Origin of the sequence: Marinobacter sp. (assembly GCF_052091845.1) — a bacterium.
Lineage (GTDB): Bacteria > Pseudomonadota > Gammaproteobacteria > Pseudomonadales > Oleiphilaceae > Marinobacter.
The window spans coordinates 88,849-105,216 of record NZ_JBQDCO010000006.1 but is presented as its reverse complement, the minus strand read 5'-3'; the positions used below and the strand labels follow the sequence as shown (position 1 = coordinate 105,216).

General features: G+C 55.6%; 14 protein-coding genes. 6 read left to right on the top strand and 8 right to left on the bottom strand.

What is annotated here, in order from left to right; all coding sequences use genetic code 11:
• Positions 1-101: 101 nt before the first annotated feature.
• Complete coding sequence (locus ACTHYN_RS03595) at positions 102-437, top strand: c-type cytochrome (protein ID WP_441811133.1); 336 nt, start codon at positions 102-104, stop codon at positions 435-437.
• 23 nt (positions 438-460) lie between these two features.
• On the opposite strand, the gene ppnN is transcribed toward ACTHYN_RS03595, so the two are convergent.
• Positions 461-1,843: a nucleotide 5'-monophosphate nucleosidase PpnN gene (gene ppnN / locus ACTHYN_RS03590; protein ID WP_441811132.1), complete on the bottom strand. Its 1,383-nt coding sequence runs from the start codon at positions 1,841-1,843 to the stop codon at positions 461-463.
• Positions 1,844-1,954: 111 nt separating this feature from the next.
• On the opposite strand from ppnN, the gene thiI reads away from it, so the two are divergent.
• Complete coding sequence (thiI, locus tag ACTHYN_RS03585; protein ID WP_441811131.1) at positions 1,955-3,409, top strand: tRNA uracil 4-sulfurtransferase ThiI; 1,455 nt, start codon at positions 1,955-1,957, stop codon at positions 3,407-3,409.
• Between the two features lie 22 nt (positions 3,410-3,431).
• Here thiI and ACTHYN_RS03580 read toward each other — a convergent pair whose 3' ends face one another.
• Complete coding sequence (locus tag ACTHYN_RS03580; protein ID WP_441811130.1) at positions 3,432-4,448, bottom strand: histone deacetylase family protein; 1,017 nt, start codon at positions 4,446-4,448, stop codon at positions 3,432-3,434.
• A 187-nt stretch (positions 4,449-4,635) separates the two neighbouring features.
• Between ACTHYN_RS03580 and ACTHYN_RS03575 the strand changes: the two genes are divergently transcribed.
• A complete protein-coding gene (locus ACTHYN_RS03575) occupies positions 4,636-6,090 on the top strand; it encodes an NAD-dependent succinate-semialdehyde dehydrogenase (protein WP_441811129.1) in 1,455 nt (484 codons plus the stop codon).
• Between the two features lie 68 nt (positions 6,091-6,158).
• Here the strand turns inward: ACTHYN_RS03575 and ACTHYN_RS03570 are convergent, their stop codons facing one another.
• Genes ACTHYN_RS03570 through ACTHYN_RS03560 form a run of 3 tightly spaced genes read right to left on the bottom strand, consistent with a single transcriptional unit; the run spans position 6,159 to position 9,426 of the window.
• Positions 6,159-6,572: a phosphate ABC transporter substrate-binding protein gene (locus ACTHYN_RS03570; RefSeq protein ID WP_441811128.1), complete on the bottom strand. Its 414-nt coding sequence runs from the start codon at positions 6,570-6,572 to the stop codon at positions 6,159-6,161.
• 11 nt (positions 6,573-6,583) lie between these two features.
• Complete coding sequence (locus tag ACTHYN_RS03565) at positions 6,584-7,777, bottom strand: hypothetical protein (protein WP_441811127.1); 1,194 nt, start codon at positions 7,775-7,777, stop codon at positions 6,584-6,586.
• A gap of 35 nt (positions 7,778-7,812) precedes the next feature.
• On the bottom strand, positions 7,813-9,426 hold the full coding sequence (locus tag ACTHYN_RS03560; protein ID WP_441811126.1) for a methyl-accepting chemotaxis protein: 1,614 nt from the start codon (positions 9,424-9,426) through the stop codon (positions 7,813-7,815).
• A gap of 241 nt (positions 9,427-9,667) precedes the next feature.
• Between ACTHYN_RS03560 and uvrD the strand changes: the two genes are divergently transcribed.
• A complete protein-coding gene (gene uvrD, locus ACTHYN_RS03555) occupies positions 9,668-11,833 on the top strand; it encodes a DNA helicase II (protein ID WP_441811125.1) in 2,166 nt (721 codons plus the stop codon).
• 233 nt (positions 11,834-12,066) lie between these two features.
• Here the strand turns inward: uvrD and ACTHYN_RS03550 are convergent, their stop codons facing one another.
• From ACTHYN_RS03550 to arsH, 3 genes are all read right to left on the bottom strand, one after another.
• Positions 12,067-12,864, bottom strand: a complete 798-nt coding sequence (locus ACTHYN_RS03550; protein ID WP_441811124.1) for an undecaprenyl-diphosphate phosphatase — start codon at positions 12,862-12,864, stop codon at positions 12,067-12,069.
• Positions 12,865-12,996: 132 nt separating this feature from the next.
• A complete protein-coding gene (arsB, locus tag ACTHYN_RS03545; RefSeq protein ID WP_441811123.1) occupies positions 12,997-14,064 on the bottom strand; it encodes an ACR3 family arsenite efflux transporter in 1,068 nt (355 codons plus the stop codon).
• Between the two features lie 9 nt (positions 14,065-14,073).
• The gene (gene arsH, locus ACTHYN_RS03540; protein ID WP_441811122.1) at positions 14,074-14,790 is read right to left on the bottom strand and encodes an arsenical resistance protein ArsH; all 717 of its coding nucleotides are present in this window, start codon (positions 14,788-14,790) and stop codon (positions 14,074-14,076) included.
• Positions 14,791-14,943: 153 nt separating this feature from the next.
• On the opposite strand from arsH, the gene ACTHYN_RS03535 reads away from it, so the two are divergent.
• Both ACTHYN_RS03535 and ACTHYN_RS03530 read left to right on the top strand, forming a co-directional pair.
• Entirely contained in the window at positions 14,944-15,318 is a 375-nt protein-coding gene (locus tag ACTHYN_RS03535) for an ArsR/SmtB family transcription factor (RefSeq protein WP_441811121.1), read from the top strand.
• A 45-nt stretch (positions 15,319-15,363) separates the two neighbouring features.
• Positions 15,364-16,368 carry an ArsJ-associated glyceraldehyde-3-phosphate dehydrogenase gene (locus ACTHYN_RS03530; RefSeq protein WP_441811120.1) on the top strand — a complete coding sequence of 335 codons (1,005 nt, stop codon included), beginning with the start codon at positions 15,364-15,366 and terminating at the stop codon, positions 16,366-16,368.

The window sequence follows — 16,368 nt, the reverse complement described above, 5'->3', positions numbered from 1 at the left end:
GGTTGACGATGGCTGTATTATCGCCGATTTTGAGACTTATTCAGAGTCTCCTTAGAATACCGGTTCGTAAAACTTAAAACGATGATGAGAGGTTAATCATAATGAAACTTAAACACTATGCTGTTGCGGGTCTTTTCGCTTTGAGTGCAGCTGTTCCCGCGGTGGCTTCTGCCGCTGGTGATGTCGAGGCTGGTAAGGCAAAAGCAGCCGTTTGTGCTGCTTGCCACGGCCAGAACGGCGTTGCACAGATTCCTATGTACCCAAACCTGGCGGGCCAGCATGAGCAATACCTGGTTTCTGCTCTTAAGGCCTACAAAAACAAGCAGCGCAGTGGTGGCCAGGCGGCTGTCATGCAGGGCCAGGCCGCAGCCCTGAGCGATGATGACATCGCCAACCTGGCGGCTTATTATGCAAGCCTGCCAGCCGGCGGTAAGTAAACGACATGCATCAGCGCAACAGCTCAGGCTGTTGTGCTGATAATACGGTAGCTGGGGCTGTAGGCTGATGTGCCGGGTAACTTCATTCGGTTTTGCGCAACAAATTGTTCCAGCATAGCCTCGAGTGGTTTGATCAGGGTGGGGTCGCCGGCGATCTCGAAAGGCCCTTTCTCCTGAACTTTCCGAATACCCCCTTCCTTTACGTTTCCGGCCACGATGCCACTGAACGCTTTTCTCAGATTTGCTGCAATCAAGTGCACGGGTTGTTCACGGTGCAGGTCCAAGGCGCGCATGTTCTCGTGATCTGGCTCGAAAGGCAGCTGGAATACCGGATCAATTTTCAACATCCAGTTAAAGTAATAGGCATCCTGCATGGCACGGCGGAAGGTCTCAACGTCTCCCATTCCCTTTTTCATGGTTTGCGCCACTCGTACCGGGTCATCAATAATGATTTCGTATTTGCTGGCGGCTTCGTTCCCCAGAGCATTGCGGATGAACTTGTCGATCATCTCAAAATATTCGGCGTTTTCAGGCCGACCGGTGAATACCACCGGGAAGGGCAGATCGGCGTTATCCGGGTGTAGAAGAATGCCCAGCAGATAGAGAATTTCTTCAGCGGTGCCCACGCCACCCGGGAACACGATAACGCCGTGGCCACAGCGCACAAAGGCTTCCAGGCGCTTTTCAATGTCCGGCAGAATGACCAGTTCATTCACAATAGGGTTGGGCGCCTCTGCCCCTATAATGCCCGGCTCGGTAATGCCAATGTAGCGGCCATTCTTTACGCGTTGCTTGGCGTGGCCAATAGTGGCGCCCTTCATTGGTCCCTTCATGGCACCGGGGCCGCAACCCGTGCAGATACTTAATTCACGCAGGCCCAGTTGGTGGCCAACTTCTTTGCTGTATTGGTATTCTCTGTCGCTGATGGAGTGCCCGCCCCAGCATACGATCAGGTCGGGCTGACGCCCTGGCTGAAGGGCACGGGCATTGCGCAGAATATGAAACACCATGTTGGTCAGATCGTCTGGCTCATCCCCCTTAAGCACACGGGCAAACTGTGGCGAAGAGTGGGTGTAAACAATATCTCGCAGCACCGAGAACAAGTGCTCGCGAAGGGCCCGTAACATTTCTTCGTCCACAAAAGCGTGCGCCGGAGCATTAATGAGTTCCAGCTTCAGGCCTCTGGGTTGGGGGATCAGACGTATATCAAAATCGCTGTGGGCCGCCATCAGATCCTGGCAATCGTCGGTCACGACCCCGGTGTTCAAAACGGCCAGCGCACATTGTCTGAAAAGCCGATACAAGCCACCTTCACTTCGGTCTTTAAGTAAATTGACCTCGTGATTAGACAGTATTTCCAAACTGCCCTCGGGGGAGACAAGGGCATTGATTGTGGGGTTGCTCATGAACGAAGAAAGCTCCTGGATGTTGCGGTAATACTCTATTTTAAAGGATGACTGCGAACGGTTAGACTATGCGCTTTTCCTAATATATACCACCCGACAAAATATCCTCTTATGAAACTGCTTATTCGCCCAGCTCCGGAAGTCGCCACCAAGAGCAAACCTGTTCGTCGCCAGCAAATGCGCCACCTGCGCCAAAATGTTCGTAAACTTCTTGCACGGCTCGACCACAATATTGTGGTGAGTGGTTGCTGGGACAGGGTAGATGTTGAAGTGCCAGACGATCGTGGCTTGAATGGTGCTGTGGTCGACGAGGTGATGCGTATTCCCGGTATCTCCACTATTCAGGAAGTCGCGGCGTTTCCGCTTGTCAGCCTTGAAGATATTACCGAAAAAGCGGTAACGGCTTTTGATGGTCGTCTTGATGGGAAAACCTTTGCGGTGCGTGCCAAACGTCATGGCAATCATGATTTTGATTCAGTGGAACTTCAACGTGCAGTGGGCAGTGCGCTGATGCTGGCGGCCACGGATGCCAGCGTCGCTCTCCGTTCGCCAGATGTGGAAGTGCGCATTGAGGTGCGAGATGACAATTTCCACATCGCCCATCGCAAACACCGGGGCCTGGGTGGTTACCCGCTGGGCAGCGTCGAGAATGTAATGACTTTGGTATCCGGTGGCTATGACTCATCTGTGGCAGCTTATCTTATGTTACGCCGCGGGCTTCGCAGCCACTTTTTGTTTTTCAATCTTGGTGGTATAGCCCATGAGGTGGGGGTGCGCCAGGTGGTTCATTATCTGTGGGATCGCTACGGTGCCTCCCACGGTGCCAAGTTTATCTCTGTGCCTTTTGATGGCGTGTTGGAAGAAATCATGAGGTCGGTAGGTCATCGCCATTGGGGCGTGGTGCTGAAACGACAAATGCTCAAGGCTGCCAGCGAGCTTGCTCAGGGCAATAATGCCTCTGGCCTGGTTACGGGTGATGCGGTGGCCCAGGTATCCAGCCAAACCCTGACTAACCTGAACGTGGTTGACCGGGCCAGCGACGAAGTGGTTTTGCGCCCGCTGATCGCTATGGATAAAGAAGCCATCATTGCGATCGCCCGGGAAATTGGTACAGAGCCTTATGCCCGAACCATGCCCGAATATTGCGGCGTAATATCCCAAAAGCCAGCGACTCGCGCAAAGTTGAGCCGGGTAGAGGCAGACGAGGCGGCAATGGATCCACAGGTCCTGATCCGTGCGATTGAAGCCCGCAAGGAAACCAGGGTCAGTGAGCTTCTGGACAGCACCGCAACGCCGGAAGAGGTGGAGCTGGTAACCACGCCCGCTGTCACAGACGTTATCATTGATGTTCGCCATCCTTCAGAGGGGGAGCAGTCGCCGCTGCAGCTCACGGGCAACGAGGTTCTGAGCATTCCGTTTTATGAACTGAACCGGAAGGTGGCAGAGCTGCCCGCTAATCGCCAGTACCTGCTGTATTGTGACAGAGGTTCCATGAGCCGCATGCACACTGTGCATTTGAAGGCCGAAGGGCATGGCAACATCAAAGTTTACGCGCCAGCTTCCTAGCAGGTTGCTGGCACTCCGCGAGTCATCTGTTCGTCATGCCTTTGAAGAACTGCTGTACGTTCTCGCTCAGGGTATCCAGGTCATAGCCGCCTTCCTGAACCACCAGCGTTGGCAACTGAAGCTCGCGAACCCGCGAGCTGAGCCGGCAGAACCCTTCCGAAGACACAGAAACCTTGGCCTGGGGGTCATCCTTGTAAATATCAAAGCCCAGGGTCAGAATCAGTGCGTCTGGCTGAAACAGTCCGATAGCCGTGATTGCCTCCTCCAGCTTCTCGAAAAAGACCTCTTCGGTTGAGCCGTGGGGCATTGGCATGTTGATATTGTAGCCATAACCCTCGCCTTCACCCCGCTCATTTTCGAAGCCGCTTACCACAGGATAAAAGTTAGTGGGATCGCCGTGGATGGAGATATAAAGCACGTCGCTGCGCTCGTAAAAAATTTCCTGAATGCCCTGACCGTGATGCATGTCGGTATCAAGAATCACCACCTTTGGAAATTTTGATTTCATGTGTTCGGCAGCAATGGCGGCGTTATTCAGGTAGCAAAAACCGCCGGCAGAATCCTTGCGGGCGTGGTGCCCCGGTGGCCGGCATACTGCATAGGCAGAGCGGTCGCCTTCCAACAACGCGTCGGCGGCGCCAAGAGCGCTCTGGGCAGACCAATACGCCGCGTTCCAGGTGTGCTCGCCGATGGGGCTGCTTCCGTCTGCCTGGTAGCGCGCTGCTTCCGCAAGAATACCGATGAGGTGGTTTGGCGAACGGACGAAGATATTGGAAATGACCTCTTCTCCCCAGTCGCCCATTTTTATCCAGCGGCGGTGGGCAGATTGAAGAAAGCGTAGATATCCCAGGTCGTGTACCTTGGAGATAGGCCCTGCGTTATGGTCCGCCGGCTCTAAAACCGGAATGCCCATCTCCTTCAGACCTTCCAGCATTTGGCGGGTACGATCTGGTATTTCCTGGGGCTCGCGCATTTGGCCACGGGTGAAGTAGGTTTTCGGACAGTGCTGATCTTGTGCAGGATGGAAAAACGCTTTCATTATCCGACCTCCAGGGTTTCCGGTTCTACGGGTATGGGCACTGGGAGTATAGGCACAGATGGAGAATGGTCAAAAGCCATGCTATTGGCTTTACAGGTTGAGAATCTGCATCCACTATGGAAGACATACCCAACTGACGCAAATGTGCACCTTATCAGGTGTCGTTACTGACTGAACAGGAGCCGAAATGATCGAGTCACCATTGCTTGAAAAACTGACTGGCTACATTGGCGGTCGCTGGACAGACAACGAACAGGGCAATACCTTTGACGTTTATAACCCGGCAACGGGAAAGGTGATTGCGCAGGTCGCTTCCATGCCGGAACGTGAGGTAAAGGCGGCAGTTGATGCAGGCAAGTCGGCGCTTCGGCTGACCAGCCCCTACACTCTCGAAACCCGCAAACAATGGCTGGAAGATATCCGTGACGCTCTCCGCGCCAACAAAGAGGAAGTTGGCCGAATTCTGTGCCTGGAACATGGCAAGCCGTTGCACGAAGCTCAGGGCGAGGTGGATTATGCCGCCGGCTTCTTCGATTACTGCTCCAAACACATTCAAGCGTTAGACGCTCATACACTCCCGGAAAAACCCAAGGACTGCACGTGGACTGTGCACTATCGCCCTGTAGGGGTTGCCGGGTTAATTACGCCCTGGAACTTCCCTATTGGCATGATTGCCAAGAAACTCTCTGCCGCTTTGGCTGCCGGTTGCCCGTCAGTGATTAAACCGGCCAGCGAAACGCCGCTGACCATGATTGCTCTGTTTGCGCTGCTGGATAAACACGTGAAGCTGCCAGATGGCATGGTGAATCTGGTTATGGGCAAATCCAGTGTGATTGGCAAGGTTTTGTGTGAAAGCCCCGACGTGCCTATGCTGAGCTTTACCGGTTCTACCGAAGTGGGTCAGAAACTGATTGTGGATACCGCCGGTCAGATTAAAAAGCTGGCTTTGGAGTTGGGTGGTAACGCGCCGTTTATTGTGTTTGATGATGCCGATCTGGACGCTGCGGCAGACAACTTGATTGCGAACAAATTTCGTGGCGGTGGGCAGACATGCGTGTGCGCGAATCGGATCTTTGTTCACGAGAAGATAATGGATGCCTTTGGTGAAAAACTCGCAGAACGCGTAAACAAGATGACGGTGGGGGATGGCATTACCGGCGATGTTGATCTCGGACCGCTCATCAATAAAGCCGGTTTCGACAAAGTGAAGCAACACCTGGAAGACGCCCTGAATAAAGGCGCGACGCTGATTGCCGGCAAGCAACCGGCTGATCTGGGGAGTGGGCATCTTTTCTTCCCGCCAACGGTTGTCTCGGGCGTTACACGGGATATGCGCTGTTCCCGGGAAGAAACCTTCGGGCCGCTGGTTCCCATGGCAAGCTTCCGTACCGAGGACGAAGTGATCGAAGCCGGTAACGATACAGAATTTGGCCTGGCTTCTTATGTTTTCACCGCAGATGTTGAGCGTGCCCAGCGAGTCACAGCTGGCTTGCGGTTTGGCCATGTGGGCTGGAATACCGGCACCGGGCCTGCGCCTGAAGCGCCTTTTGGCGGCATGAAAGCCTCCGGAACCGGCCGCGAAGGTGGGCTTGAGGGCCTGTTTGAGTTTGTGGAAGCGCAAACGGTGCCCAGAGGGTTCTGATTCAGGAGCAAGTCGTCTAAACAAAGAGGGCGAGCCAATGGCTCGCCCTCTTTGTTTCCGGCTTCTGTTCAAGGTGTGAGAATAACCTTCACAGAGCTGTCTACGTCGGCTTCATCAATATAGCCAATGGCGCCGGGCGTTGATGAGACCTGGGCCTTCATCGCTGCCCCGCTGGCGGCTTCTGCAGGTGGCTGGCCACGGCCGGTAAACACCTGCTTGGACCAGAAGGCTTTGAGCTGGGCATCGTTGCGACCGGTGATCTTGTCGTGGAACTCGGCGCGAACCGCATTGCCACCTGGAAGTTCAAAAGGGCTGGCTTTTTGACCATCTGGTAGTTGTTTACTGCGATTCAGGTACAGATCACGTACCTGATTGTTGGTGATAGTATCCGGGCCAGCGGTATTGCCAATAACTACAACATCAGCTATCGCAAGGGGGCTGACCAGCAAGCTGGTCGCGAAAATCAGGCTTAGCTTTTTCATGGGAGCCTCCTTTAAAACGCTGAGTCGAGTTTGAGGGTAAATACATTGGTGCTGTCGGTGTCATTGAACACCATGTGTTCAACATTTAAGTTGCCGTAGCCTTTATCGAGACCGCGGACATGGGTTACATCGGCTTTAATGGCCACGCCCGGAGTGATATCCCAGCGTGTGCCAACGCTGAACTCCTCGCGCTGATAGTTCAGGATGGATTCTGGAACTGCGCCGGGGATGAAAGCACCTGTGCGTTCGCTTTCATCCTTGCTCTCAATCCAGCCAGCGGCCACGTATGGTGTCCAACTCCCAAAGCGATGACCTACAGAAAGATAGGCGGAATCAGTGTCTGGGAACTTGCCGTCTACCTCCACTCGGGTCACTTCACCGATAATTTGCCACTCGCCATCGTCATAACTAGCACCAACTCCGTAAAAGTTGCCTCGGCTGAAATCTGCAAGAAGGCTGTTTACTTTAATTCCCGGCGGTGCCAGAGCACCTAGTTTTGTGGCATCAATATAAGTCTCGGCAGTAGCTGCAACACCGCGCACGGTCCAGATGTAATCAGTCCAGGTCAGGTTAATGCCACCCATGTTGCGGAGCTCAACGTCTCCTGAGTTGCCATCTTCATCGGTAAAACCTGTAAATGCCGTTGCAGTGAGAGATGAATTTTCAAAGTTAAAGTTATAACTGGCATCAGCACCCACGTAGCTGGTGATCGCAATCGGGCCGTAAACGCTTTGTGGTGGGCGTGCCCAAGGCTGTGCGTAGCCAACTTCAAGAGAATCGGAATACATGAAGAACGGGATGCGCATTTTGCCCGCTCTCAACTGAAGGTTATTAGTGGGGCGATGGCTCAAATAGGCCCACTCTACCTGTGGCTCCCAGTCATCAGAGCCGCGGCCAACCAGTTGCAAAACGGCCTGGCTTTTCTCGGTTACATCAAACGTGCCTTGCAGTGCCAGCAAGCTTAGGTCGGCCACGTTGGTTTTTTCAGTAATGCCAGCGAAGCCAGCGTCGTTACTGGCCCGCGCCACACCGGTGCTGAAGAAGCCGTTAAAGCGTACGCGGTCATTATTGGTGGCATTCAGCTGTTGCTGCATGGAGTTCAGCTGCTGCTGCATGCGGGCCAATGTGTCGTCAGTGTCCTGGGCAGAGGCACTGCTCGCAGCAATAGCCAGGGCCAATGGAGCGAGGTGTAGCAATTTTTTCATAGGTTTTGATCCGTAGAAAATTTATCGTGATTTATTTACACGCGGAATTGGCTGGCAACGGTTTGAAGACCGTTGCTGACGCTCTGGATATCGCGACTTACGCCATCCAGTTCGTCGGTGCTCTCCATGACTGCCTCGGCATTCCGGTGCATATCCGTCATGTATGTGGTGACTTCATTAAACGTGGTGCTTTGTTCATAGGTGGCGGCAGCAATTTGTTCATTCAGCTCACTAATTTGCTGCACGTTCTGCAGAATTCGGGAAAGAATCTCGCCAGATTCGGTGGTTGCTTCCACGCCTTCATGGGCTTTATTTACACTGGATTTCATAGACGTAACAGCGGAAGACGAGAGCTTTGACAGCTCGGAAATCACACTCTGAATCTCTTCAGTCGCTTTATGGGTGCGTACAGCTAACCCCCGAACCTCATCTGCAACCACCGCAAAACCTCGGCCATGCTCACCGGCACGGGCGGCTTCAATTGCGGCGTTTAGCGCCAGCAAGTTTGTTTGCTCTGCGACTGTTTGAATGGTGTCCAGCAAGCCGCCGACACGGGCGGAGAACTCGTCAAACTGATTAACCAGGCCAGCGGTATTCTCGATCTCGTTTACCAGTTCACGAATGGTCGACACATTATTTTGAACCTTCTCCTGGCCAGACTGGGCAAAGCGGGTGGCATCCTGAGTCTGATCCGAAGCGCTGGAGGCAAAGCCTGCGACTTCCTCAACGCTTTTTACCAGCTCATCCACAGAGTTACGGGTGGATGAGATGGATTGCGCTTGGCTGCTGATACGCTCCAGGTTCGTCCGGCTGGCGCTTGTTAGATTACCTGTGGCCGTATTGAGGCCGTTCACGTCGTCGCTGATGGTGGCAAACGAGTTATGCAGCTTGGCAACAAACAGGTTGAACTGGTTAACCAGCTCCCGGAGCTCATCACGGCCTTCGTAGTTCAGGCGCTGCGTGAGGTCGCCCTCGCCAGAGGCCATGTTTTTCAGGGAATCGATAATTTGAGTAAGGCTGGAAGATATGGAACGCCCAATCACCAGGCTGATCACGATGAGCACAATGACCGTCACTACCAGAATGATCAGCGCCAGTGTCTGGGCGTTGCTTGAAGCGGTAACTGTTTCTGAAATAGCGCTCTGGAATTTAGCCCGATTGGTTTCCCGCATGGCTTTCAGGTCTGCCTGCAATTTTTTCAGACGCTCTGCATTTTGAGCCGCATCGTCACCGATACGGCTGAAGTCGGCAGAGCCATCAATAATAGAGGCCGCAATGCGGGTGGCATTGTCGTAGTAGTTGTTCAGATTACGATTAAGTTTTTCGATGGTGTCGGCTTGGGTTGGGCTTAACTCGGCGATTTTTTCCAGGTTGGTCGCGATAGTGTTGCGATAAGCCTGTGTTGACTCAAGCTGTTGGTCGTCACCGGTGGTAACCGAGCCGCTGATCTGCTGTTCCATTAACTTTAACTGGCCTTCATTAATGGTGGTCAGTTCCAGTGTTGGATAAAGCCGATCCTTCACTTCACTCAAACGGTCAGAGTTGGATCGCTCGGTCATAAATGCAAAACCCTGACTGATCAGGAAGGCGAGAATGGCGATGCTGACAAGCAAGCCAAGCTTTTGTGAGATTTTCAGAGATGACAGCATAGTCTTTTCCTGGGGGTATAACCTGAGTTAACGGTGCGGATTATATGGGCCGGTCGTTATAGGCGAAGTGGTAATCGTGTTTCATGCTGTTACCTTCTGTTGTCGGCCGGAGTGGCCATAACTTTATAGGGGTGTATACGCATGGCACACAATCGTTGTATAGGAACAAGGCAGGGTGCAGCCCAAATTGTTATAATCCATCGCCTGAATTTTCAACTTACCGGACTACAGTGATACCCCAATGGATGTCTCCCACATTATCGATTCCCTGAATGATGCCCAGCGTGAGGCAGTGACGGCCCAGAACGACCATTTACTGGTTCTGGCCGGTGCCGGGAGCGGTAAAACCCGGGTGCTGGTACACCGGATTGCCTGGCTGATGCAGGTAGACCGGGTACCGCCTACGGGGATTCTGGCTGTTACCTTCACCAACAAGGCCTCGAAGGAAATGCGTTATCGCATTGAGCAGATGATGGATATTCCTGCCCGGGGTCTGTGGTTTGGCACCTTCCACGGTATCGCCCACCGGCTGCTGCGGGCCCACTGGAAAGACGCCGGCCTGCCGGAGAACTTTCAGGTGTTGGACAGCGACGACCAGTTGCGGCTGGTGAAACGGGTGATGCGGGAAGCGGGGATTGACGAGAGCCAGTTCCCGCCACGCCAGGCCCAGTGGTTTATAGGCAGCCAGAAGGACGAAGGCCTGCGGGCCGACCATATTCAGGAGAATCCCGGCGACCATTTCACCGCCACCATGCTGAAAATCTATCGCCGCTACGAGGCGCTATGCCAGCAAAGCGGCCTGGTGGATTTCGGCGAACTGCTGCTGCGCTCCCACGAACTCTGGTTGCACCGGCCGCAATTGCTGGCCCATTACCAGCAGCGTTTCCAGCACATTCTGGTGGACGAATTCCAGGACACCAACACCATTCAATACGCCTGGCTGCAGGTGCTGGCCAGCAACCGGGTGCCGCTTACCGTGGTGGGCGACGACGACCAGTCCATCTACGGCTGGCGCGGTGCCAAGGTGGAGAATATCCAGCAGTATCAGCGGGATTTTCCCAACGCCCGCCTGGTGCGGCTGGAACAGAATTACCGCTCCACCCAGCTGATTCTGAAAGCTGCAAACTCAGTCATCGCCAACAACCAGGGCCGGTTGGGCAAGGAGCTGTGGACCGAGGGCGTAGAGGGCGAACCCATCAGCCTGTACGCCGCCTTCAACGAACAGGACGAAGCCAACTACATCGCCGACAGCATTGCTGCCTGGGTGGATGAGGGCAACCTGCGCAGTGAATCGGCCATTCTGTACCGCTCCAATGCCCAGTCCCGGGTGCTGGAAGAATCCCTGATGCGCCAGGGCATTCCCTACCGGGTGTACGGCGGCCTGCGCTTCTACGACCGCCAGGAAATCCGCAACGCCCTGGCCTACCTGCGGCTGGTGCACTACCGCCGGGACGATGCCGCCTTTGAACGGGTGGTCAACCTGCCCACCCGGGGCATCGGGGCCAAGAGCCTGTCTGAAGTGCGCGAATACGCCACGGCTCAAAGCATTTCCTTGTGGGAATCCGCTCAACGGCTGCTGGACGCCGGGCAGGTGAAAGGCCGGGCCAAAACCGGTTTGCAGGCGTTCATCGGCATTATTGAAAGCCTGTCCGAGATGGCGGAAGACGCCTCGCTGCAGGGTTTGATGAAAGAAACCATCGAGGCGTCGGGGCTGAAGGATTATCACGCCAAAGAGAAAGGTGAGAAGGCCCAGCAAAAAGTGGAGAACCTGGAAGAGCTGGTCAGTGCGCTGGCGGACTACTCGGTGGAAGAGGGCGTGGATCCGCTGGTCGAGTTCATCGCCCAGGCGGCCCTGGACGCCGGTGAGTCGCAGGCGGAAGATCACGAGGACAGTGTGCAGCTGATGACCCTGCACTCCGCCAAGGGGCTGGAATTCCCGTTGGTGTTTCTGGCGGGTGTGGAGGAGGGTCTGTTCCCCCACGGCATGTCGCTGGAAGAACCGGGGCGCATGGAAGAAGAGCGTCGTTTGGCCTATGTAGGTATCACCCGGGCGATGAAGAAGTTGGTGGTTACTTACGCCGAATCCCGCCGTTTATATGGGCAGGAAAAGTTCAACGCTGTCTCCCGTTTTGTGCGGGAAATCCCCGGGGACTGCATTCAGGAAGTGCGGCTACGCAACACGGTCACCCGCCCGGCGATGATGGATCGCCCCAACGAAGGGCTGTTCAGCCAGGATTCTGCCAGGGAGTCCGGGTTCAGCCTGGGACAGCGCGTTCGGCACCCCAAATTTGGCGAGGGCGTTGTAATGAACGCCGAAGGCAGCGGCCACCATACCCGGGTGCAGGTGAATTTCGATGAAGGCGCAAAATGGCTCGTGCTGGCGTTTGCACCCCTGGAGGCCTGCTAGACTTTCGGAGTTGGCAGAGGCTGGGTAAGGCTTTTCAAAACACGCTCCTTGCGGCACATCCATGTGACGCTTGGGCTCCGCCCTTTAACGCTTCATGCTCCTGCGTCGCGCTAAAGGTCCTGGGCAAGCCGTCCTTGGCTTGCCCGTGAAGTGCTTCGCACTCCACCCATGGCTCCGCACAGTTTTGAAAAGCCTTACCCAGCCTCCGCTGCAAACATTTTGCTGGCCGCCGCCTACATCAACACCGCGTAAATAACCCCAGCCAGAATGACCCGATAAATCACGTAAGGCCACATGCCCACTTTATTCAGCCATTTCAGGAAGTAGTGGATGGCCGTAATCGCCACCACAAAGGACACCGCGCCGCCTACCAGAAACGCACTCCAGTCTACCATTACATCCGCCGTGGCCACTTCCAGAAGCTTTACCATAGAGGCCAGTGCGGTGATGGGGATGGCCAGCAGGAACGAGAACCGGGAAGCTGCCTGGCGGCTCATGCCCAGAAACAGGCCGGCGGTGATGGTGATGCCGGAACGGGAGGTGCCGGGTACCAGGGCGATGGCCTGGGCAATGCCCACCAGCAGGGCGTCCTTCCAGTTCAGGCTTTCCAGGCTGCGTTGGCGCTTGGGCAACCAGTCGGCCAGGCCCAGCAGCAGACCGAAGAACAGCGTGGTGGCGAAGATGATTTCCACGGCGCGCAGTTCGTTGTCAATAAAGTCCAGCAGGGCCAGCCCGGCCAGGCCAGCGGGAATGGTGCCGATCACCAGATACAGGGCCAGCGCCCCCTGGCCGACCACGCGCCTTTGGCTCATGGAGATCAGCCCGTCCCGGGCGATGCCGAACACGTCTTTGCGGAAGTAAATCACCACCGCCAGCAGCGTGCCCACGTGCACCGCCAGGTCAAAGGCAACGCCCTGGTCGACCCAGTCGAAAAAAGCCGGGATGAGAATCAGGTGAGCCGAGCTGGAAATGGGCAGAAATTCGGTCAGACCCTGGAGTAGGCCAAGGTAAAACGCCTGGAGAAAGTCCATTCTGGGGGTTCCGTTGGAGTCAGGGGTTCATCGTTCAATGCGTATAAAAAGTGGGCGGGATAGTAGCAGGGTGGTGGTGTACTGAACAGGCCCGGAGACGCTGCAGGTTTGGCCCGGGCCTGGATTGATCGATCAGTTGGGAAATTGGTCCCGGGTGTTGTTGGCAATACGAACCAGCACCAGCATCAACGGCACCTCCACCAGCACGCCCACCACGGTGGCCAGGGCAGCGCCGGATTGCAGCCCGAACAGGGCAATCGCCGCTGCGACAGCCAGCTCGAAAAAGTTACTGGCCCCGATCATCGCGCCGGGGGCGGCGATGCAGTGGCGAACCTTCCATAACCTGGCCCAGCCGTAAGCCAGGAAGAAAATGAAGAAGGTCTGGATCACCAGCGGCACCGCAATCAGGGCAATGTGCAGCGGGTTCTGCAGAATCACCTCGCCCTGAAAGGCAAACAGCAGCACCAGGGTGATGATCAGCGCCGCCGGGGTGATCGGGCCCAGGCGTTTCATGAACACCTCGTCGTACCAGGCCTGGCCGTGGCGGGCGATGAGCGTGCGACGGGTCAGGTAACCGGCACTCAGGGGCAGCACTATGTACAACAGCACCGACAGTAGCACTGTGTTCCAGGGCACCTGGATGTCGGAAATGCCCAGCAGCAAGACCACAATAGGGGCGAAGGCGAACAGCATGATGATGTCGTTCAGGGATACCTGTACTAACGTATAGGCGGCATCGCCCCGGGTCAGGTGGCTCCACACGAAAACCATGGCGGTACAGGGGGCGGCCCCCAGCAGGATGGCACCGGCCAGGTATTCAGCCGCCAGGGGCGGTGCAATCCACGGCTCGAACACCACCATCAGGAAGAACCAGGCGATGGCGAACATGGTGAAGGGTTTGATCAGCCAGTTCACCAGGGTGGTGATGGCCAGGCCCCTCGGCTCTTTGCGCACACCGACCACAGCGCTGAAATCTATCTGCGCCATCATCGGGAAAATCATCGCCCAGATCAGCACGGCTATGGGAATCGACACCTGGGCGTATTCAAAGCGGGCCAGGGTTTGTGGCACCACTGGGGCAAGCTGGCCCAGGGCCACGCCTGTGACAATGGCCAGCGCCACCCAAACAGACAGGTAGCGGCCGAACAGGTCCATGCCTTCAGTGTCAGAGGCGTTATCGGCTTCGGTACTGTGGCTCATGGTCGCCTCTCAGATAGATCGTTGGTTAACGCGTTTTGATAGATCTTCTGCGTTTTCCTTGCGCTCGGAGTAGCGGTTGGTGAGGTAGCTGCTGTGGTCGCGGGTCAGCAGGGTAAACTTCACCAACTCTTCCATCACGTCCACGATTCGATCGTAGTAAGGAGAGGGTTTCATGCGATCCTTGTCATCGAACTCCATGTGGGCTTTGGGTACTGATGACTGGTTTGGAATGGTCACCATGCGCATCCACCGGCCCAGCACCCGCAACTGATTGACCACATTGAACGACTGGGAACCTCCGCATACCTGCATCACTGCCAGGGTTTTGCCCTGGGTTGGTCGCACGGCGCCTATAGACAGGGGAATCCAGTCGACCTGGGTTTTCATAATGCCGGTCATGGCGCCGTGACGCTCCGGCGAACACCACACCATACCCTCGGCCCATTGCGCCAGTTCCCGAAGTTCCTGAACTTTTGGGTGTGAGGCATCTTCTGCGTCGGCCAGTGGCAGGCCGCGGGGGTTGAAGAGGCGGGTTTCGGCGCCCATGGCATCCAGTAAACGCGCGGCTTCCTCAGCCGCCAGGCGGCTGAATGAGCGCTCACGGAGCGAGCCGTATAGCAGCAGAATTCGCGGTGCGTGCTCGGAAGGCGCATTGGCGGATAACTCTTCTGTGGCGGGGGCCATGAACAGCTCGGGATTAACGTTGGGCAGGTCATGTGCTTTCATAGGGTAGCTCGGAGGTTCCGGAAAGTTGATGATTGGAGTCGATGGCCGGCGTCTTTACTTTGTGACATTTCACGCCTAATATCGCTTAAAGCATATATGCGGGAAATCGAATATTCAATCACGTGAAAGACAAGCATGATGGATAGAAGTGCTGTGCCAAAAAGTGAAATTCGCCAGAAAGCAGCGCATATCAGCCCGGGTGCCCTGTTCAGGGCCTTTAGTGATGAGTTGCGACTGGCGGCGATGCTGCTGATTCGGGATCAGCAAGAGCTATGTGTGTGTGAGCTGACTGAAGCCTTTGGAGTGTCCCAGCCGAAAGTCAGCCGCCACCTGGCCATCCTCAGGGATTTAGAGCTGGTGGAAACGGAACGTCGTGGCCAATGGATCTATTATTGTCTTAATCCCCGGCTGCCAGCCTGGATCCTGCGGGTTCTGGATGAAACTGCGCAGAACAATGGCGTATTGATTGAAACACCTCTGGCGCAGTTGCGGGCCATGGCGGAGCGCCCAACTGTGCAGTGTCCCTGATCATTTACCGGGTACACGGGTTGAGAAACTCTCAAAGAGGTCTGTATGAGTAAGGTCACAGTAGGCATTAACGGATTTGGCCGTATTGGTCGGCTGGCTCTGAGAGCAGCCTGGGGCTGGCCGGAGCTGGAATTTGTTGCCGTTAACGATCCCGGGGCAGATACCCATGCCCTTGCACACCTGCTGAACTTCGACAGTGTGCATGGATGCTGGAGCCACGAGGCTGAAGCCCGTGGTGACAAGTTAGAGATTGAAGGCAAGCGCATCAACGTCACCCACAACCAAGCTATCAGCGACACCGACTGGTCTGGCTGCGACCTGGTGATCGAGGCCAGTGGCGTGAACAAGACGGTAGCGGTGCTGCAGGGTTACCTGTATCAGGGCGTGAGGCGCGTGGTGGTTGCCGCGCCAGTCAAAGAAGAGGGGGCCAAGAACATTGTCTTGGGGGTGAACGAGCACATTTTCGATCCGGCTAACGACCGCATAGTTACCGCGGCTTCGTGTACCACCAACTGCCTGGCGCCTGTGGTTAAAGTGATTCACGAGAAACTTGGTATCAAACACGGCTCCATTACGACCATCCACAGCCTGACCAACACTCAGACCATCCTTGATGCGCCCCACAAAGACCTGCGCCGGGCTCGGGCCTGCAGCAGCTCGCTGATCCCCACCAGCACAGGGTCCGCTACCGCGATTATCGAGATATTCCCGGAGCTGAAAGGGCGGCTGGATGGCCACGCTGTGCGAGTGCCGTTAACCAATGCTTCGCTGACCGACTGTGTGTTTGAAGTGGAAACGCCGACGGATCGCGACACCGTAAACCAGCTATTGAAAGAAGCTGCCGAGGGTGAACTGAAGGGTATTCTGGGCTATGAAAAGCGCCCGCTGGTGTCTATCGACTACAAGACCGACCCCCGTTCCTCCATTGTCGATGCCCTGTCCACGCTGGTGATCAATGGCACCCAGGTGAAGATATACGCTTGGTATGACAACGAATGGGGTTACGCTAACCGTGCCGTAGAACTGGCACGCAAGGTAGGTTCTGCCTGA